Here is a 19,300-nt window from a genome sequence, read left to right as displayed (position 1 = left end):
AGGCGCGACTGCGCCGCGGCCCGGGTTCAGGCAGGTCGGCCGGGGAACGGCACGGTCAGCGGGGTGATCCCCGCGGTGCGCCGCCAGCGGGTGGCCCGCAGGGCGTACTCCACCAGCGCGGCCAGCGCCTGGTCGCGGTCGGCGCCGGTGGTGTGCGGCAGGGCCGCCCGCCAGAACGCGGCGGCCCGGTCCTCGACCTCCACCGCCAGCCGCAGCGCGCTCGCCCGGTCGGTCACCGGGAACGGCAGCGCGTAGCCGGCCCGGTCCGCCGGGACCGTGCCGCCGGTGGTGCTCAGCCGCAGCACCAGGGCGTCCCGCCGGCGCCGGTGGGCGGCCTCGGCGTCCCGGGCGGCCGCCCGGGCGGCCCCGCTGAGCCGTACCCCGATCGGGCCGTAGGCCCAGATGGCCGCGTACTCGGCGGTGAGCGCGTCGGCCAGGGCGGCGGTGGGCCCGGCCGGGGCGGTCGGCTGCGTCACTTCAGTGCCTCCACGTGGGTGGCCCGGGCGGCGGCGATCGAGCCGAGCAGCGCGGCCCGCTCGGCCGGCGCCGCCGCGCAGGCCTTCGTCGCGGTCTCCCGGGCGGCGCGTTCGGCCTCGCGCAGCGCGGCGAGGGCGGCGTCCGGGTCGGCCGCGGCGGGGTCGGAGGGGGTCGGCGCGGGCGCGGACGGCAGCGGCGTGCCGATCACCCGGGCGAGTTCCGCCGCGTGCGCCTGGTGCGCCTCCGCGATCGGGGTGAGCCGGTCGGCCAGCGCCGGGTGGGCGCCGGCGGCCGCCCGGAGCCCGGCGGCCAGCCGGAGCGACTCGTCGACCAGTGGCGCGAGCGGGTCCGGCCCGGGGGCCGGGTCGTCGCGGTCGAAGAGCCCGCAGCCGGCCAGCGACCCGGCCGCGCCGCCGAGGGCCAGCAGGGCGCCGGCCCGCAGCACCGTTCGTCGGGAATGCCCGGATCCCCGGCTGTGTTGTGTCGTTCTGCCCGTCGCCACCGGACAAGTCAACACCATCGGTGGCGGTACGTGGGCCAGGGCGTCGGTGCGCCGCCCGGTCCGGGACGGCACCGGCGCGTTACGCTCTGCGCAGCCACCGGCGCGTCCGCCCCGGTGGCGTGCCGGCATGGCGGCAGATCGCGCCGCCGCTGAAGGAGAGGGTGCGCCAGATGACGCAGCGTGGCCGAGCCACCAGGTCGACGGGGCCGACGGGACGACCCCGCCGGGCCGACGGCCCGCGTGGCGTCGAGCGCGCCGGCGCCCCCCGGGGCGACCTGGCCGCCCGGCGCGCCCGGTTGCGCGAGGTCATCGAGCCGGTGGTCGGCGCGGCCGGCTACGACCTGGAGGAGCTCACCGTCTCCCGGGCCGGCCGGCGGCACGTGGTGCGGGTGATCGTCGACGCCGACGGCGGGATCAACCTGGACGCCGTCGCCGACGTCTCCCGGGCCGTCTCGGCGGCGTTGGACGCCGCGGAGGAGTCCGGCGGCGACCTGGTCGCCGGGGAGTACCAGCTGGAGGTCAGCTCGCCGGGGGTGGACCGGCCGCTGACCCAGCCGCGGCACTGGCGGCGCAACGTGGGCCGGCTGGTGAAGGTGACCGTCCGGGGCGGGCTGCCCGGGCAGCGCGGCGAGCATCCCGCGGGTGACCGGCAGGTCACCGGCCGGGTGGTCGCGGCCGACGACGAGCGCGTGGTGCTGGAGACCGACGCCGGCCGCGCCGAGGTGGCCCACGCCGACCTCGGCCCGGGCCGGGTGCAGGTCGAGTTCACCCGCCTCGACGAGATCGAGGAGCCGGACGGGCTCGACGGGACAGACGACACCGACGACTTCGACGACGACGACGATGTGGAGGACGAGGAGAGGTGAACATCGACCTCGCGGCGCTGCGCGCACTGGAGCGCGAGCGGGAGATCCCGTTCGACACGATCCTCGCGGCGATCGAGACCGCGCTGCTGACCGCTTACCGGCACACCGAGGGCGCGGAGCCGCACGCCCGGGTGGAGATCGACCGCAAGACCGGCGCCGCCCTGGTGTACGCCCAGGAACTGGACGACGAGGGCGGGGTGGCGCGGGAGTGGGACGACACCCCGCACGACTTCGGCCGGATCGCCGCCATGACCGCCAAGCAGGTGATCCTCCAGCGGCTGCGGGAGGCCACCGACGAGGTGCACTTCGGCGAGTACGTCGGGCGCGACGGCGACCTGGTCACCGGCGTGGTGCAGGCGCACGAGGCGCGGGCCGAGAAGGGCATCGTCAGCGTCGACCTGGGCAAGCTGGAGGGCGTCCTGCCCCAGTCCGAGCAGGTGCCCGGCGAGCGGTACGCGCACGGCGAGCGGATCCGTTGCGTGGTGGTGCACGTGGCCAAGGGGATGCGGGGTCCGCAGATCACGCTCTCCCGCTCGCACCCGGCGCTGGTGAAGAAGCTCTTCGCGCTGGAGGTGCCGGAGATCGCCGACGGCACCGTCGACATCGCGGCGATCGCACGTGAGGCAGGTCACCGTACGAAGATCGCGGTCCGTTCGACCGCCCCGGGCGTGAACGCCAAGGGCGCCTGCATCGGCCCGATGGGGCAGCGGGTCCGCGCGGTGATGAGCGAGCTGCACGGCGAGAAGATCGACATCATCGACTGGTCGGAGGACCCGGCGACCTTCGTCGGCAACGCGTTGTCGCCGGCCAAGGCGCTGCGCGTCGAGGTGGTCGACCTGGCCAGCCGGACCGCCCGGGTCACCGTCCCGGATTTCCAGCTGTCGCTGGCGATCGGCCGGGAAGGGCAGAATGCCCGGCTCGCGGCCCGGCTGACCGGTTGGCGGATCGACATCCGTTCCGACGCCGAGCAGGCGGCCGCACCCGGCCGGGGCGAAGCTGATCACGTACCGGAGCCGGGCGGCGCGATCTCGAGCAGCTAGGGGTAGACTTTCGCCAGTGGTACGACGCGCGCTGCCGGAGCGCACCTGTGTGGGTTGCCGGCGACGTGCGCCGGCCAGCGAATTGCTGCGGATCGTCGCGGTCGGCGACGAGGCTGGCTACAGCCTCCGGCCCGATCCGGCCCGCAGAATGCCGGGTCGGGGAGCGAACATGCACCCGGATCCGGCCTGCTTCGCGCTGGCGGTGCGGCGTCGCGCCTTCGGGCGTGCACTGCGCATCACCGGGGTCCTCGACCACGGTGAGCTGGCGGAGCACATCGATGCGCCAACCACTACGTCCGGTCAACCCGACCGGACGAGGGTCGCTAGCAAGGTAGGACGACCGACATGAGCACACGATGAAGTCGCAGAAATGACCAGGCTTCAAGTGCACGAGTGAGGTCGCTGCGGGTGCTGCCCGCACGACCTCGGAGTGAGGAGTGCAGTGGCAGGTAAGGCCCGCGTACACGAGCTTGCTAAGGAGCTCGGGGTCGAAAGCAAGACCGTTCTCGCCAAGCTCAAGGAGATGGGCGAGTTCGTCAAGTCCGCGTCGAGCACCGTCGAGGCGCCCGTCGCCCGACGGCTGCGCAGCGCATTCGTCGCCTCCGCCGGCGCGCCGGCCCCGGCCGCCCCGCCGGCGGCCGCGCCGTCCCCGGCTCCGGCGCCGACTCCGGCGCCGACCCCCGGCGAGCCCCGGATCACCGCGAAGCCGACGCCGCCCCGGCGGCCGGCGGCGCCCGGTCCGAAGCCGAAGGGGCCGGTGCCCGGTCCGCCGCAGCCGGCGGCTCCGGTCGCCAAGCCGGCGAGTGCCCACGACATCGAGGTGGCGGCCGCCGAGGCGCGTGCCGCCGCGCTGAAGGCTGAGCAGGAGGCCGCGGTCAAGGCCGCGCAGGCCGCCCGCCAGCAGCAGCGCGAGAACGTCCGCCGGGAGCCCCCGACCGAGGGTGGTCCCCGTCCCGGTCCCCGACCGGGTCCGAACGCGATCCCGCCCCGTCCGGGTCCGGCGACCGCCGGTCGTCCCGGCGGCCCGGCCCCGGGTCCCGGTGGGCGTCCGGGCGGTCGTCCGCCGGCGCGCGGCGCCGGTAACAACCCGTTCGGCATCCAGGGCGGCCAGCAGCAGCGGCCGCCGGCCGCCGGTGCGGGCGGCCCGCGGCCGAGCCCGGCGGGCATGCCGCCGCGGCCCAGCCCGGCGTCGATGCCGCCCCGGCCCAGCCCGGCCTCCATGCCGAGCCAGCGCCCCGGTCGCCCCGGCGGCCCCGGTGCGGGTCGGCCCGGCGGCGGCGCCGGTCGGCCCGGCGGCGGCGGCGGTGGTTTCCGCGGCGGCCCCGGTGGCGGCGGTGGCGGCGGCGGTTACCGTGGCGGCCCCGGCGGCGGCGCCGGTGGCGGCGGCGGTTACCGCGGTGGCCCCGGCGGCGGTGCCGGCGGCGGCTTCCGTCCCGGCGCTCCGGCCGGTGGCGCGGGTCGTCCCGGCGGTGGCGGTCGTGGCCGCGGCGGCGGCGCCGCGGGTGCCTTCGGGCGTCCGGGCGGCAAGCCGACCCGCGGTCGCAAGTCCAAGAAGCAGCGCAGACAGGAGTTCGACAACCTGTCGGCCCCGACCATGAGCTCGGGTGCTCCCCGGGGTCAGGGTCAGGTCGTCCGGCTCTCCCGTGGCGCCTCGCTGTCGGACTTCGCCGACAAGATCAACGCCAACCCGGGTTCGCTGGTCCAGGAGATGTTCAACCTGGGCGAGATGGTCACCGCGACCCAGTCGTGCTCCGACGACACCCTGCTGCTGCTGGGTGAGCACCTCGGCTTCAACGTGCAGATCGTCAGCCCGGAGGACGAGGACCGCGAGCTGCTCGCGCAGTTCAACATCGACCTCGACGCCGAGGTCGACGAGGACCGCCTGGTCAGCCGGCCGCCGGTGGTGACCGTCATGGGTCACGTCGACCACGGTAAGACCAAGCTGCTCGACGCGATCCGCAAGGCGAACGTGGTGGCCGGCGAGGCGGGTGGCATCACCCAGCACATCGGCGCCTACCAGGTCCACGTCCCGCACGAGGGCGAGGACCGGGCGATCACCTTCATCGACACCCCGGGTCACGAGGCGTTCACCGCCATGCGTGCCCGTGGTGCCCAGGTCACCGACATCGTGATCCTGGTGGTCGCGGCCGACGACGGCGTGATGCCGCAGACGATCGAGGCGCTCAACCACGCCAAGGCGGCCGACGTGCCGATCGTGGTGGCGGTCAACAAGGTCGACAAGCCGGAGGCGAACCCGGACAAGGTCCGCCAGCAGCTGACCGAGTACGGCCTGGTCGCCGAGGAGTACGGCGGCGACACGATGTTCGTCAACGTGGCCGCCAAGCCGGGCATCGGCATCGACGACCTGCTCGAGGCCGTCCTGCTGACCGCCGACGCGTCGCTGGAGCTGACCGCTCCGATCGACGGGCCGGCGCAGGGTGTGGCCATCGAGGCGCACCTGGACAAGGGCCGCGGTGCGGTGGCGACGGTGCTGGTGCAGAAGGGCACCCTGCGGGCGGGCGACTCGATCGTCGCCGGTGGGGCGCACGGCCGGGTCCGCGCGATGCTCGACGAGAACGGCAACCAGGTCGCCGAGGCCGGTCCGGCACGTCCGGTGCTGGTGCTCGGCCTGACCGCGGTGCCGGGGGCGGGCGACACGTTCCTGGCGGCCGAGGACGACCGCACGGTGCGGCAGATCGCCGAGCAGCGGCAGGCACGGCGGCGGGCGGCGGCATTCGCCAACTCCCGGGGCCGGGCCACCCTCGAGACGCTCATGGAGCAGCTCAAGGAGGGCGAGAAGACCTCGCTCAACCTGGTGCTCAAGGGCGACGTCTCCGGTTCGGTGGAGGCGCTCGAGGACGCGCTGTTCAACCTCGACATCCCCGAGGAGGTCCAGCTCAGGATCATCCACCGGGGCGTCGGCGCGATCACCGAGAGCGACGTCATGCTCGCGAGCGCCTCGTCCGAGGCGGTCACGATCATCGGCTTCAACGTGCGGGCCGCCAACAAGGTCCGCGAGATCGCCGACCGCGAGGGCGTGGAGATCCGGTACTACACGGTCATCTACCAGGCCATCGAGGAGATCGACGCGGCGCTCAAGGGCCTGCTCAAGCCGGAGTACGAGGAGGTCGAGCTGGGCACCGCGGAGATCCGCGACGTGTTCCGTTCGTCCAAGATCGGCAACATCGCCGGCTGCATCGTCCGGTCCGGTCTCATCCGCCGCAACGCCAAGGCGCGGCTGCTGCGGGACGGGTCGGTCGTGGCGGACAACCTCACGATCAACTCGCTCAAGCGGTTCAAGGACGACGCGACGGAGGTCCGCGAGGGCTTCGAGTGTGGTCTGACTCTGGGTGGCTACAACAACGTCCAGGTCGGCGACATCATCGAGACCTTCGAGATGCGGGAGAAGCCGCGCGCCTGATCCCGAGGTGACGCACTGATCAAGGGGTTTACGCCGGAAGGCGTAAACCCCTTGATCATGTGGGGGTACGTCCCGGTATCGTCCGGGGCGATGTTCACCGGAACCGTGGTCTTCGACCTGCTGCTGCCGGGCGACTCCCGGTCGCTCAAGGCCAAGAGATCATACGTACGTCCGATCGTGGCGGCGCTGCGTCGCTTCGAGGTGTCCGCCGCCGAGGTGGGCGCGCTCGACCTGCACGGCCGGGCCCAGATCGGGGTGGCCGTGGTGGCCGCCGAGGCGGCCCACGTCCGCGAGGTGCTCGACTCCTGCGAGCGGCTGGTGGCCGCCCGCCCCGAGACCGAACTGCTGTCGGTGCGCCGCCGGCTCTACGGCGCCGAGGACTGACCCGGCGGGTGCCCCGCCGGCGCCACCGGCGGTGCCACCCGGTGCCGCGCGGCGGGCCGGGGCGCGCGGGTAGTGTTCGAGATGTTGGCCGGTCGGTTCCGGCGGCGCCACGGGCGTCGCCGCCCGGCCGGGAGCGGGACGCCGTGGAGGTGGCGGAGATGACGGATCCGGCCAGGGTACGCCGGCACGCGGAGCGTATTCGCGAACTGGTCGCGTCGGTGGTGCGGAGCCAGATCAAGGACCCGCGGCTCGGGATGATCACCATCACCGACGCCCGGATCACCGCGGACCTGCGCGACGCCACGGTCTTCTACACGGTGCTCGGTGACGCGGCGGCCCAGTCCAGCACCGCCGCCGCGCTGGAGAGCGCCAAGGGCATGCTGCGCAGCACGGTGGGCAAGGCGCTCGGGCTGCGGCACTCGCCGACCCTGACGTTCGTCCTCGACGACGTGCAGGACCAGGTCAAGCACATCGACGACCTGCTCGCCGCGGCCCGCAACGCCGACGCCGAGGTGCAGCGGCTGGCCGCCCGGGCCGAGTACGCGGGCGAGGCCCAGCCGTACCGGCTGGACGAGGAGTCCGACGACGAGGACGCCGTGGGCGAGGACGCCGAGGACGAGGACGTGGACGAGACCCCGCCCCGGGGCGGGGAACGGCGGTGACCGATTCCGCCAGCGAGCCCGGGAGCGCCCTCGTCACGGCGGCGCCCCCGGCCGGCGCCGGGCCCACCGAGGCCGACTGGAGCGCCGCCGTCGCGGCCGTCCGACAGCTGCCGCCCGACGCCCGGGTGCTGCTGATCTGCCACGTCAACCCGGACGGCGACGCGCTGGGCAGCATGCTCGGCTTCGCCCTCGGGCTGCGCCGGCTCGGCGTGCGCGGGTTGCAGGCGACCTTCCCCGGCCCGCCGGAGGTGCCTGAGCCGTTCCGCGGGCTGCCCGGGCTCGACCTGCTGGTGCCGGCGACCCGGGCGTATCCGGACCCGGATCTGGTGGTCTGCTTCGACGCGGCGAGCGAGTCGCGCCTCGGTGACCTGGTCGACCGGCTGACCGGCGCGGGCACCGCGGTGGTGCTCGACCACCACGCGTCCAACACCGGCTTCGGCGACGTCAACCTGGTCGATCCCCGGGCCGCGGCCACCTCGGTGGTGGTCGAGGAACTGCTGGCCCGGCTGGACGTGCCGCTGGACGCCGACATCGCCGAGTGCCTCTACGTGGCGCTGACCACCGACACCGGCTCGTTCCGGTTCGAGGCCACCACCCCGGCGGTGCACCAGATGGCGGCCCGGCTGCTCGCCACCGGCATCCGCCCCGGGGACATCTCCCGGCGGGTCTTCGACACCCGGCCCTTCGGGGCCGTCCGGCTCTTCGGCGAGGTGCTCGGCCGGGCCCGGCTGGAGCCGGCCGCGGCCGGCGGGCACGGCCTGGTCTGGACCTACGCCACCCAGGACGACCTGGCCCGGCACGAGCAGCGGCCGTACGTGCTGGAGGCGCTCATCGACTCGGTGCGGTGCACGGCCGAGGCCGACGTGAGCTGCGTGGTCAAGCAGACCCCGGCCGGCGAGTGGGCGGTCTCACTGCGCAGCAAGGGAGCGGTCGACGTGAGCCGGGTGGCGGTCGCCCTCGGCGGCGGCGGGCACCGGTTCGCGGCCGGCTTCACCGGCCGGGGCGCCGTCGACGAGGTGGTCGACCGGATCCGGGCCGAACTGCCCGGCGCGCTGCTCCACCCGGCCCACGGCTGACGGCGGAGCCGCTCCGGCTCGGCCGGGCGGGAGTGCGGGCGGTGGAGGGCCCGCGGGCGATGCCCCCGCTCGCGGAGGGCGCGGGGTCGCCGGTGGTACCGGGCTCGCGGGCGATTCCGGGTTCCCGGGCCGTGCGGGTTCCCGGGCCGTGCGGGCTCGCGGTGCCGGGCTCGTGGATAGATCAGGGTCAGCTCCGGGGGGTGTTGACCTTTCCGGGTTTGGTGCCGGCGGGGAGAATTGCGGGATGGAGCAGCCCCACGACCTCACCGTCGACGCGCCCCGCGCCTGGGACCGGCCCGCCGTGGCCGTTCCGGTGCTGGTCTGCCTCTCCCTGGTCGGCGGTCGGTTCCCGTCCTTCTCGACGGAGGCGAACCTCTACACCCTCGGCGCCGGCGGCGTGCTGATCTGGCTGGGCCTGAGCAACCGGGTGCCCCGGCGGCCGGCACCGGCCCGGCTCGGTTCCGGTGCGGTCTGGTGGACGCTGCCGGTGGTGGTCTTCGGCGTCTTCGAGGGGGCCACCTTCGTGCTCGCCGCGGGCGACGAGTTCCCCACCTTCTCCCGGTTGGCCGATCCGCTGCTGGAGGACCAGCTGGTCCGTTCGGCGGGCTGGCTGCTCTGGCTGTCGGCGTTCTGGGGGCTGGTGCGGCGATGATGCGGACCCTGGCCATCACGGGCTTCCTGACCGCGCTGCTGCTCTTCGCCGCCGTCGAGTGGCTCGCCCGACGGGAGGGCTCGCGCATCCCCACCCTGGGCGAGGTCTGCGCGTACGTGATGCGGTACGAGGTGGGCTCGGTGCCGGTCGGCCGGATCGGGCTCTTCGGTTTCTGGTGGTGGCTGGGCTGGCACTTCCTGGCCCGGTGAGCCGATCCCGTCCGAATGGCGGGAACCCTGGGCAGCATGTGGACCTGAACGATAGCTTGGGAAACGGCCGGCGCCGCGCGTGGCGGCGGCCGTGGGCGGTGGGGCCACACCCGGCGCCGCCTCCCTCCAGGGTCGACCGACCCGGGCTCACGCTGCCCCACCAGCCGCTCCGGTGATCCCGGACCGCTGTGCCGGGCGCTCAGCACGACCGCCCGTGAGAGCTGCCGTCCGTCGGCGGCTCGCACCCTGGAAGGGGATCACCACCATGCCGAACAAGCCCAAGCCCGAGACCACCGACGAGGCCCGCGAGCAGATGCGCCGCGCGCTGCAGACGTCGATGGACACCCGTCAGTGACGCTGACCCACCGGCGGTGACGCCGCCGACGTCCCACGCCGACGACGTCACCGCCCACCCGGGCCGACCGGCTCCCTGACGCGCCCCTCCCCGGGCCACCGCCCGTTCAGCCGGGCACCGCGGGTCTGCGCGCCCGCTGGTGAGACCCGGCCCGCCCGGCCTGCTCAACCGCCGGGTTCGCCCCGGACCCGACCCGGCCGCTCGGCCGCCGACCGTCGTGGGTCCCGCGCCTGCTGGCCAGGCCGCCGCCCCGCGTCCGGGCCGCCGCCTCGCCTCCGGGCCCCTGGTGCCCCGCGTCCGGGCCGCCGCCCCGCGTCCGGGCCGCCGCCCCGCGTCCGGGCCGCCGCCTCGCCTCCGGGCCCCTGGTGCCCCGTGTCCGCCATGCGGGAAGTACGGATGATCGCGCCGGCCGGGGTGGGTTAGGGTCCCCGGTATGTCGTGCCGTCCGGGCCTGCTGCCCCCACCGCGCTCCTGATCGGAGCGCCACGCCGCCGGTGTGCGTCCCCCTGTCCGTGGGGTGACCGCCGGTCCCGTCGGGCTGCCCGCCCCGGGTGACGGGTTTCCCGCCGCCCCGCCGAGTGGTCAGCGGTCGGCCCGTCGTGCCCGCGCTCCGACAGACGTCGATCTGTCCGCGGCAAGATTCTCCTGGAGCGCACGCATGTCCCGATCCTTCCGTTCTCCGTCCCTCCCGTCCCTGCCCACCGCCCGCCGACGCCCGGCCGGTCTGCGGGTCGGCCTGCTGTCCATCACCGGTGCCGCCGCGCTGTGGGGCACCACCGGAGTCGCCGTCCAACTGCTGCGCCAGTCCACCGCGCTGACGCCGACGGGCATCGGCTTCTACCGCCTGGCCATCGGCGCGGTGGTGCTCGTCGCGCTGCTGGCCCGCCGGCTGGGCCCGGTGCTGGCCGCGCTGCGGTCGGCGCCGGTGGTCCTCGTCCTGGTCGGGGCCGGCCTCGGTGCCTACCAGGCGCTGTACTTCGTCGCCGTGGCGGCGGGCGGGGTCGGCGTGGCCACCCTGGTCAGCCTGGGACTCGCCCCCGTCCTCGTCTTCGGCTGGGAGACGCTGCGCGCCCGGCGGCTGCCCGAGCGCGGCCTGCTGGGCGCCCTGGTGGCCGGCCTGGTGGGCCTGGTGCTCATCACGGTGTCGGCCGGGCAGCCGAGCGCCGACGCGCCACGACCGCTGCTCGGTCTGCTCGCCGCGTTCGGCTCGGGCGTCGGCTACGCCGCCAGCACGGTGCTGAGCCGGCACGCCGCGCAGCGGGTCGCCGCGCTGACGCTCACCACGGTGTCCGCCGTGGTCGGCGCCCTGGTGCTGGCGCCGGTCGCGGTGCTCGACGGGCTGGGTGTCCCGGTCCGGGTCGCGCCCGTCGGGCTGCTGGTCTACCTCGGGGTGGTCACCACCGCGCTGGCGTACGTGCTGTTCTACGCCGGGCTGCGGACCACCACCGGTGGCAGCGCCGCACTGGCGACCCTGGTGGAGCCGCTCACCGCGGTGCTGCTCGCCGGATGGCTCATCGGCGAGACGATGCCCGCGCCGGCGTTCGTCGGGGGAGCGCTGCTGCTCGGTGCCGTCACCGTCGTCCACCTCCGCGCTGGTAAGTGATCGCGACCCTTGCACTCCTTACCCGCGCCGTGTCAGGATCGGCGGCGATGAGCCAGGACACCCTCACCGCGACGCGGTCCGCGTCACCCCGCCGGATCGCCGCGCTCGCCCTGCCGGCCCTCGTCGTGCTGGCCGCCGAGCCGCTCTACGTGCTGGTCGACACCGCCGTGGTGGGGCACCTCGGCCGGGTGCCGCTGGCCGCGCTCGCGGTCGGTGGCACGGTGATGACCCTCACCGCCTGGCTGGGCACCGTTGTCGCGTACGGCACCACGGGGCGCTCGGCGCGGCGGTTCGGGGCCGGCGACCGGGCCGCGGCGGTGGCCGAGGGGGTGCAGGCGTCCTGGCTGGCGCTCGGCGTCGGTTTGCTCGTCGCGGTCGGCATGCAGCTCGGCGGGGGTGCGCTGGCGCGTACCCTCGCCGGGGGTGCCGGGGAGGTGGCCGACGCCGCCGCGCAGTGGCTGCGGATCGCGGCGCTCGGCGCGCCCGGCCTGCTGCTCGCCGCGGCCGGCAACGGCTGGCTGCGCGGCATCCAGGACACCCGCCGCCCGCTGTGGTTCGTGCTCGGCCCCAACCTGCTGTCGGCGCTGCTCTGCCCGGTGCTGGTCTACCCGGTGGGGCTCGGGCTCACCGGTTCGGCGGTGGCCAACGCGATCGCGCAGACCATCTCCGGCGGGCTGTTCGCCGCCGCGCTGGTCGGCGAGCGGATCGCCCTGCGGCCCCGGCCACGGCTGATCCGGCACCAGCTGGTGCTCAGCCGCGACCTGCTGATCCGGGGCGTGGCGTTCCAGGCCAGCTTCCTGTCCGCCACCGCGGTCGCCGCCCGGTTCGGCGCCGCCGCGGTCGGCGCGCACCAGATCGCCCTGCAACTGTGGTTCTTCACCGCGCTGGTGCTCGACGCGCTGGCCATCGCCGCCCAGTCGCTGGTCGGGGCCGCGCTCGGCGCCGGCGACGCGGTCGGCGCCCGCGCGCTGGCCCGCCGGGTCGCGCTGCTCGGCGGGGCCTGCGGGGTGGTGTTCGCGGTGCTGATCGCCGCCGGGGCGGGCGTGGTCCCCGCCTGGTTCAGCTCCGACCCGCAGGTCCGCGAGCAGGCCATGGTGGCCTGGCCGTGGTTCGTGGCGATGCAGCCGCTGGCCGGGGTGGTCTTCGCCCTCGACGGCGTGCTGATCGGCGCCGGGGACGTGCGCTACCTGCGCAACCTCACAGTGGTGTCGGCGCTCGGCGGGTTCCTGCCGGCGATCTGGCTGGCCTACGGACTGGACCTCGGGCTGGGCGGGATCTGGGCCGGGCTGACCCTGTTCATCGTGCTCCGGCTGGCCGCCCTGCTGCTGCGGCTGCGTTCCGGTGGCTGGGCGGTGGTCGGCGCGGTGCGCTGAACGGCCGGGTCAGCAGGCCTCGCCGTCGCCGGGGCGCCAGCTCGGGTCGTAGACGTCGCCGGTCGGCCCCGGGGTCGGCCGGCGCCGCAACGGCTCCTCCGGGGTCAGCGCCAGGAAGCCGCGATTGATCCCGGCGCAGTCGGCGTTGACCAGCGTGCTCGCCGCGTCCTCCAGCCAGAGCCCACGGGACGAGGGACGCACGTCGTCGGGATGCGGCAGGTGCCAGACCACCCGGTCACGCACGGTGACCAGCTCGGCCCCGGGCGGGTACTCCTGCGCCTGCCAGAGGTCGAAGTGGTAGACCCAGATGAAGCTGGTGGTGATCTCCAGCACCCGGATCCCGTCCTGGTCGGTCGTCGCCCGGTAGCTGACAGTGCCCCGCGCCCGCACCCGGTCGGTGGCGTCCAGCCCCGGCTCCGCGTCGCGGTCCACCCGGGTCGCGTAGTTCAGCGCGCCGCCCGCCGAGAAGTCGGCGCGGATCTTCGGCCGGCTGTCCGGGGCCAGCAGGCCGAGGAAGGGCGTCGGGTCGCCGAGCTCCACCATCGTCCGGTCGATCCGCGCCTCGACCAGCGCCTGCCGGACCGTGGCGAGGGCGTCCGTGACCTGCCTGACGGTGAACGGGCCGGTCGCCTTCGCCGGCGGCGCGACGATGGCGTCCGCCCCCGCGGCGAAGGACTCGGCCGGGGTGGCCGCCCACGGGCTGATCGAGTTGCCGTCGGCGTCGGTGGGCCGTGGCTGGCCGGGGAGGCCCCGGCGGTCGGGCAGGAGCGGGCCGTTGTCCCGCGCATGGTCGTATATGCCGAGCCCGCCGATGCCGAGGACCGCCAGGAACGCCAGCACCACCACGGCGGCGAGCCCGCCGAGCAGCTTCCCGCTGTGCTCCGCCCAGCCCAGCCGGAGCCGCTCGGCACGGGTCAGCGGGCGGTCCGGCTGCGGCTCGCGCATCCAGTCGGGCACCCGGATCGGTGTGGCCTCGGCGAACCGCACTCCTCCGTCGGCATCACCGCGAGAAGGCGCGGCCGGTACCGACTGCGCGGTTACGGCCGGTGGGGCAGCGGTCGTCGACCGGTCGAGCGGTGGGTCGGTGCTCATCGGGTCCTCCGTCACAGCTCACCGCGCATGATCTTGTGGAACAGGTAGAGCGTGCCGGTGACCAGGGCGGTCGCCGCCACGGCCACGCCGAAGAACGACAGGAACGCGCTCACCACCGGGTGCCGCTCGCTCCACCGCGGGCGGTCCCACCGCCGCCACAGCGCTCGGCGGGCCGCGCGCATCGCCGGCACCCGCTCGACCAGTTCGGAGACGCGGCGGCCGAGGGTCCGCCGGGCCGGCGTCGGGGTGCGCATCCACTCCGGCAGGTCGACGTGCGGGCGGTGTTCGTGTGCGGGCGGCACGTCGGGACTCATCGTGCTCCTGTCGGCGGTGGTGGGCCGGTTCCGGTTGGCGTCGGCCGCCGGTCGGAGCCCTGGGGGCGCATGATCGTCGCACCCGTGGCGCGGCGCCCGCCGCCCCGCCCGTCGGTCCACCGGGAAGATCGGCCGACCGGCGGAGCCGTGCGGTGGCCGGACGTCGGATCCCGGTGGCGTCCACCGCCCGTGGCCCCGAGGCGGCCGTCTGGCAGGCTTGGGTGTCGTGAGCACAGACGGTCTGATCGTGGTCGACAAGCCGGGCGGCATGACGTCGCACGACGTGGTGGCGCGGATCCGCCGGCTGGCCCGGACCCGCCGGGTGGGCCACGGCGGCACGCTCGACCCGATGGCCACCGGGGTGCTGGTGATCGGGGTGGGCCGGGCCACCCGGCTGCTGACGTACGTGATCGGCGCGGGCAAGGGCTACACCGGCACGATCCGCCTCGGCCAGGCCACCGTCACCGACGACGCCGAGGGCGACGTGATCGCCACCACCCCGGCCGGCCTGGTCACCGAGGACGCGATCCGGGCCGCGCTGGCCGGGTTGACCGGCGAGATCGACCAGGTGCCGAGCGCGGTGAGCGCCATCAAGATCGACGGGCGGCGGGCGTACAAGCGGGTGCGCGAGGGCGAGAGCGTCGAGCTGCCGGCCCGCCGGGTCACCGTCTCCCGGCTCGACGTGCTGGCGGTCCGCCGCCACGGCGACGTGGTGGACGTGGACGTGGCAGTGGACTGCTCGTCCGGGACGTACATCCGGGCCATCGCCCGGGACGCGGGGTTGGCGCTGGGGGTCGGCGGCCACCTGACCGCGCTGCGGCGTACCGCGGTGGGCGGTTTCACCCTAGCCGAGGCCGCCACCCTCGACGAGCTGGAGCGGCGCGCGCCCGAGGTGGTCAACCTGCCGCTGGCCGCGGCGGCCGACCGGTTCTTCCCGCGCCGGGACGCCGGTGCCGACGAGGCGAAGGTGCTCTCCCACGGCGGGCCGCTCGACCCGGTCGGGATCGCCGGCCCCTACGCGGTCTTCGACCCGGCCGGGGCGTTGATCGCTATCGTCAGCGAGCGGGACGGTCGGGCCCGCGCGGAGATCGTGCTCGCGCCGGCCTGACGGCCGGGCGCGGCCCCGCCGGCAGGGCCGGCGGGAGGTTCCACCCGCGGCCGGTCGCGGCCCGCGGGCAGGCAGGGGAGGAGCAGCATGCAGCGGTGGCGGGGGTACGACGCGGCGCCCGGTGGCTGGGGGCGGTCGGTCGTCACCATCGGCGTCTTCGACGGGGTGCACCGGGGGCACCAGGCGACCATCGGGCACGCCGTGGCCCGGGCCCGGGATCTGGGCGTGAAGTCGGTGGTGGTCACCTTCGACCCGCACCCGGCCGAGGTGGTCCGCCCCGGCTCGCACCCGGCGGTGCTCACCGAGCCGGCCCGCAAGGCGGAGCTGATCGAGGCGCTCGGCGCCGACGTGCTCTGCGTGGTGCCGTTCACCCCGGAGTTCTCCCGGCTGCCGGCCGAGGCGTTCGTGCACGACGTGCTGGTGGAGCACCTGCACGCGGCCCTGGTGGTGGTGGGCGACAACTTCCGCTTCGGGCACCGGGCCGCCGGCGACGTGGCGCTGCTGGAGCGGCTCGGCCGCACCTTCGGCTTCGGGGTGGAGGCCGGTCCGCTGGTCGCCGAGGCGGGCACCGTCTTCTCCTCCACCTACATCCGCTCCTGCGTCGACGCGGGCGACGTCGGCGCGGCGGCCGCCGCGCTGGGCCGCCCGCACCGGCTGGAGGGGGTGGTGGTCCGCGGCGACCAGCGCGGCCGCGAGCTGGGCTTCCCCACCGCCAACCTGCTCTGCCACCGGTACGCGGCGGTGCCCGCCGACGGCGTCTACGCGGCCCGGCTGGTGCGCCGCGGGCAGCGCGAGCCGCTGGCCGCCGCCGTGTCGGTCGGCACCAACCCGACCTTCTCCGGCCGGGAGCGGCGGGTGGAGGCGTACGCGCTGGACTTCACCGGCGACCTCTACGGCGAGCGGCTGGCCCTGGACTTCGTGGCGCACCTGCGGGAACAGATCCGGTTCGACGCGATCGAGCCGCTGGTCGCCCAGATCGAGGAGGACGTCGAGCGGACCCGCCGGGCGCTCGGCTGACCACCGCCCGGTGGGCCCGACCCCGAGCCGGTACGCGGCCCCGACGGGCCGGTCGCCGGGCCGGCCCGGGGGGCTGTGACGCCCCGCTTCGCGGCCCTTGACCGGCCGACGCCCGGGCGGGCTGGTAGTCTGGCGGGGACGTCGGCTGACCGACGTGGGGCCTCGCGTGCCTGCACGACGCCGCGGGTGCGAGGTACCGGTCCGTTTCCGGTCCCCTGACCGATCCGACGGACACCATCGACAACCCACGAAACAGGGAGAACATGGCGCTCGACCAGGAAGCCAAGGCCAAGATCCGCGCGGAGTACGCGACCGCCGAGGGCGACACCGGTTCGCCGGAGGTGCAGGTCGCGGTCCTAACCAAGCGGATCGCGGAGCTCACCGAGCACCTGAAGGTGCACAAGCACGACCACCACAGCCGCCGCGGGCTGCTGCTGCTGGTCGGCCGCCGCCGTCGGCTGCTCAACTACGTCCAGAAGAAGGACATCAACCGCTACCGGTCGCTCATCGAGCGGCTCGGTCTGCGCCGGTGACGTGACGGGGGAGTGGCCGCGACGGCCGCTCCCCCGTTCCACACCACAGAAGAAACAGGGCCGCGCGACCACCCGAACAGGGAGCCGGTCAGCGTACCGGTCTCCGGTAGTGGCCCCCGGGCATCCGGCATCTCGCCGCCGCCCGGGCGCTTCGATCGAAGACCGGCCGTCTGAGCAGCTCCCCGCGTCGTGGGCCCCCGATGCGAAGGAGCACGACCGCACATGACCGAGAGCAACCTCGGCACCCAGTCCCGCACCGCCGTGATCGACAACGGGTCCTTCGGCACCCGCGAGGTCACCTTCTCCACCGGCCGGCTGGCCCGGCAGGCCGCCGGCTCCGTCATCGCCCAGCTCGGCGAGACGGTGGTCCTCTCCGCCACCACCGCGGGCAAGCAGCCCAAGGAGCAGTTCGACTTCTTCCCGCTGACCGTGGACGTGGAGGAGCGGATGTACGCCGCGGGCCGGATCCCCGGCTCGTTCTTCCGCCGCGAGGGCCGGCCCAGCGAGGACGCCATCCTCACCTGCCGGCTGATCGACCGGCCGCTGCGCCCGTCGTTCGTCAAGGGCCTGCGCAACGAGGTCCAGGTCGTCGAGACCGTCCTCGCCCTCGACCCGCAGCACCCGTACGACGTGGTGGCGATCAACGCCGCCTCGATGTCGACCAAGCTCTCCGGGCTGCCGTTCTCCGGCCCGATCGGGGCGACCCGGATGGCCCACGTCGACGGCCAGTGGGTCGCCTTCCCGACCTACGAGGAGCTGGAGCGGGCCACCTTCGACATGGTGGTGGCCGGCCGGGCGCTGCCCGACGGCGACGTCGCGATCATGATGGTCGAGGCCGAGGCCACCGAGCACACCGTGAAGCTGGTCGCCGGCGGCGCCCCCGCCCCGACCGAGGAGGTCGTGGCCAGCGGTCTGGAGGCCGCCAAGCCGGCCATCCGCGAGCTGTGCCGGGCGCAGGGCGAGCTGGCCGAGGTGGCCGCCAAGCCGGTCGCCGAGTTCCCGGTCTTCCTGGACTACCAGGACGACGCGTACGACGCGGTGGCCGAGCTGGCCCGTGCCGACGTGGCCGAGGCCCTGAAGATCGCCGGCAAGGCCGACCGCGAGGAGGCCCTGGACCGGATCAAGGCCCGGGTGGCCGAGGAGCTCGGCCCGCGCTTCGAGGGCCGGGAGAAGGAGCTCAGCGCCGCGCTGCGGTCGCTGACCAAGTCCGAGGTCCGCAGCCGGGTGCTGCGCGAGCAGGTCCGCATCGACGGCCGCGGCCCGCGGGACATCCGCCCGCTGACCGCCGAGGTCGGCGTGCTGCCGCGGGTGCACGGCTCGGCGCTGTTCGAGCGGGGCGAGACCCAGATCCTGGGCGTCACCACGCTGAACATGCTGCGCATGGAGCAGTCGCTGGACACCCTCTCCCCGGAGAAGTCCAAGCGCTACATGCACAACTACAACTTCCCGCCGTACTCGACCGGTGAGACCGGCCGGGTCGGTTCGCCGAAGCGGCGCGAGATCGGCCACGGCGCGCTCGCCGAGCGGGCGCTGATCCCGGTGCTGCCCTCGCGCGAGGAGTTCCCGTACGCCATCCGGCAGGTGTCCGAGGCGCTCGGCTCCAACGGCTCGACCTCGATGGGTTCGGTCTGCGCCTCGACGCTGGGCCTGCTCAGCGCCGGTGTGCCGCTGAAGGCGCCGGTCGCCGGCATCGCCATGGGTCTGATCTCCGACGAGGTCGACGGCAAGACCCAGTACGTGACGCTGACCGACATCCTCGGCGCCGAGGACGCGTTCGGCGACATGGACTTCAAGGTCGCCGGCACCCGGGACTTCGTGACCGCGCTCCAGCTCGACACCAAGCTCGACGGCATCCCGTCCGACGTGCTGGCCGCCGCGCTCCAGCAGGCCCACGAGGCCCGGCAGACCATCCTCGACGTGATGCAGCGGGCGATCGAGGCGCCGGCCGAGATGTCGGACTACGCGCCGCGGGTCACCACCGTCAAGATCCCGGTCGACAAGATCGGCATGGTGATCGGCCCGAAGGGGCAGACCATCAACGCCATCCAGGACGAGACCGGCGCCGAGATCTCGATCGAGGACGACGGCACCATCTACGTCGGCGCCACCAACGGCCCGTCGGCGCAGGCGGCGGTGGAGCGGATCAACGCGATCGCCAACCCGACGCTGCCCAAGGTCGGCGACCGGTTCCTCGGCACCGTGGTGAAGACGGCCGCGTTCGGCGCGTTCGTCTCGCTGCTGCCGGGCCGCGACGGCCTGCTGCACATCTCCAAGGTGGGCGACGGCAAGCGGGTCGAGAAGGTCGAGGACTTCCTCAACGTCGGCGACAAGGTCGAGGTCGAGATCGCCGACATCGACCAGCGCGGCAAGATCTACCTGGACAAGGTCCGCCCGGAGGGCGCCGAGGCGCCGGCCGAGGGCGAGGCCGCCGGTGGCGAGCGGCCGGCCGGCCGGGACCGGGGCGACCGGGGCCCGCGCGACCGGGGTGACCGCGAGCGCGGTGGCGAGCGGGGCGGCCGTGGCCCGGAGCGGGGCGAGGGTGGCGAGGGCGGCGAGCGTCCGCGCCGCCGGACCCGGCACAGCTGACGCCTGACAACAGCACCACCCACCCCTCGT

General features: G+C 74.9%; 18 protein-coding genes and 2 pseudogenes. 16 read left to right on the top strand and 4 right to left on the bottom strand.

Features of this window, described 5'->3' with window-relative positions; genetic code table 11:
- Positions 1-26: 26 nt before the first annotated feature.
- Positions 27-476 (bottom strand): ferritin-like domain-containing protein, encoded by a 450-nt coding sequence (locus Q3W71_RS02745; RefSeq protein ID WP_302917681.1) that lies wholly within the window; start codon positions 474-476, stop codon positions 27-29.
- Positions 473-922, bottom strand: a complete 450-nt coding sequence (locus Q3W71_RS02740; RefSeq protein WP_302917680.1) for a hypothetical protein — start codon at positions 920-922, stop codon at positions 473-475. Before Q3W71_RS02740 ends, Q3W71_RS02745 begins: the two co-directional genes overlap by 4 nt.
- A 227-nt stretch (positions 923-1,149) precedes the next feature.
- Between Q3W71_RS02740 and rimP the strand changes: the two genes are divergently transcribed.
- From rimP to Q3W71_RS02685, 12 genes and pseudogenes are all read left to right on the top strand, one after another.
- Positions 1,150-1,845, top strand: coding sequence for a ribosome maturation factor RimP (gene rimP / locus Q3W71_RS02735; RefSeq protein ID WP_302917679.1), 696 nt, complete (start codon positions 1,150-1,152; stop codon positions 1,843-1,845).
- The gene (nusA, locus tag Q3W71_RS02730) at positions 1,842-2,885 is read left to right on the top strand and encodes a transcription termination factor NusA (protein WP_302917678.1); all 1,044 of its coding nucleotides are present in this window, start codon (positions 1,842-1,844) and stop codon (positions 2,883-2,885) included. Before rimP ends, nusA begins: the two co-directional genes overlap by 4 nt.
- A gap of 16 nt (positions 2,886-2,901) precedes the next feature.
- Entirely contained in the window at positions 2,902-3,234 is a 333-nt protein-coding gene (locus tag Q3W71_RS02725; protein ID WP_302917677.1) for a YlxR family protein, read from the top strand.
- 81 nt (positions 3,235-3,315) lie between these two features.
- A pseudogene (locus Q3W71_RS30930) lies at positions 3,316-3,468 on the top strand (translation initiation factor IF-2 N-terminal domain-containing protein); the annotation flags it as partial.
- A 711-nt stretch (positions 3,469-4,179) separates the two neighbouring features.
- Positions 4,180-6,306: pseudogene (gene infB / locus Q3W71_RS02720) on the top strand (translation initiation factor IF-2); the annotation flags it as partial.
- Between the two features lie 90 nt (positions 6,307-6,396).
- On the top strand, positions 6,397-6,690 hold the full coding sequence (locus tag Q3W71_RS02715) for a DUF503 domain-containing protein (RefSeq protein ID WP_302917675.1): 294 nt from the start codon (positions 6,397-6,399) through the stop codon (positions 6,688-6,690).
- A 158-nt stretch (positions 6,691-6,848) separates the two neighbouring features.
- Positions 6,849-7,352, top strand: a complete 504-nt coding sequence (rbfA, locus tag Q3W71_RS02710; RefSeq protein WP_302917674.1) for a 30S ribosome-binding factor RbfA — start codon at positions 6,849-6,851, stop codon at positions 7,350-7,352.
- Complete coding sequence (locus tag Q3W71_RS02705) at positions 7,349-8,428, top strand: bifunctional oligoribonuclease/PAP phosphatase NrnA (protein ID WP_302917673.1); 1,080 nt, start codon at positions 7,349-7,351, stop codon at positions 8,426-8,428. Before rbfA ends, Q3W71_RS02705 begins: the two co-directional genes overlap by 4 nt.
- A 244-nt stretch (positions 8,429-8,672) precedes the next feature.
- Positions 8,673-9,080: a hypothetical protein gene (locus Q3W71_RS02700; protein ID WP_302917672.1), complete on the top strand. Its 408-nt coding sequence runs from the start codon at positions 8,673-8,675 to the stop codon at positions 9,078-9,080.
- The gene (locus Q3W71_RS02695) at positions 9,080-9,289 is read left to right on the top strand and encodes a DUF6186 family protein (RefSeq protein ID WP_302918709.1); all 210 of its coding nucleotides are present in this window, start codon (positions 9,080-9,082) and stop codon (positions 9,287-9,289) included. Before Q3W71_RS02700 ends, Q3W71_RS02695 begins: the two co-directional genes overlap by 1 nt.
- A 1,013-nt stretch (positions 9,290-10,302) precedes the next feature.
- Positions 10,303-11,247, top strand: a complete 945-nt coding sequence (locus tag Q3W71_RS02690; RefSeq protein WP_302917671.1) for a DMT family transporter — start codon at positions 10,303-10,305, stop codon at positions 11,245-11,247.
- A gap of 47 nt (positions 11,248-11,294) precedes the next feature.
- A complete protein-coding gene (locus tag Q3W71_RS02685; protein ID WP_302917670.1) occupies positions 11,295-12,620 on the top strand; it encodes an MATE family efflux transporter in 1,326 nt (441 codons plus the stop codon).
- A 9-nt stretch (positions 12,621-12,629) separates the two neighbouring features.
- Here Q3W71_RS02685 and Q3W71_RS02680 read toward each other — a convergent pair whose 3' ends face one another.
- Entirely contained in the window at positions 12,630-13,577 is a 948-nt protein-coding gene (locus Q3W71_RS02680) for a hypothetical protein (protein ID WP_302917669.1), read from the bottom strand.
- 146 nt (positions 13,578-13,723) lie between these two features.
- Positions 13,724-14,026 carry a hypothetical protein gene (locus Q3W71_RS02675; RefSeq protein WP_302917668.1) on the bottom strand — a complete coding sequence of 101 codons (303 nt, stop codon included), beginning with the start codon at positions 14,024-14,026 and terminating at the stop codon, positions 13,724-13,726.
- A gap of 226 nt (positions 14,027-14,252) precedes the next feature.
- Between Q3W71_RS02675 and truB the strand changes: the two genes are divergently transcribed.
- The 4 genes from truB (at position 14,253) to Q3W71_RS02655 (ending at position 19,270) form a co-directional block, all read left to right on the top strand.
- Positions 14,253-15,134 carry a tRNA pseudouridine(55) synthase TruB gene (gene truB, locus Q3W71_RS02670; protein ID WP_302917667.1) on the top strand — a complete coding sequence of 294 codons (882 nt, stop codon included), beginning with the start codon at positions 14,253-14,255 and terminating at the stop codon, positions 15,132-15,134.
- A gap of 87 nt (positions 15,135-15,221) precedes the next feature.
- The gene (locus Q3W71_RS02665; protein ID WP_302917666.1) at positions 15,222-16,151 is read left to right on the top strand and encodes a bifunctional riboflavin kinase/FAD synthetase; all 930 of its coding nucleotides are present in this window, start codon (positions 15,222-15,224) and stop codon (positions 16,149-16,151) included.
- A gap of 263 nt (positions 16,152-16,414) precedes the next feature.
- On the top strand, positions 16,415-16,684 hold the full coding sequence (gene rpsO / locus Q3W71_RS02660) for a 30S ribosomal protein S15 (protein WP_043962418.1): 270 nt from the start codon (positions 16,415-16,417) through the stop codon (positions 16,682-16,684).
- A gap of 222 nt (positions 16,685-16,906) precedes the next feature.
- On the top strand, positions 16,907-19,270 hold the full coding sequence (locus Q3W71_RS02655; protein ID WP_109900103.1) for a polyribonucleotide nucleotidyltransferase: 2,364 nt from the start codon (positions 16,907-16,909) through the stop codon (positions 19,268-19,270).
- Positions 19,271-19,300: the final 30 nt, after the last annotated feature.

The organism is Micromonospora sp. C28SCA-DRY-2, from assembly GCF_030519475.1.
GTDB lineage: Bacteria > Actinomycetota > Actinomycetes > Mycobacteriales > Micromonosporaceae > Micromonospora.
This window is presented reverse-complemented; position numbering and strand designations above follow the sequence as displayed.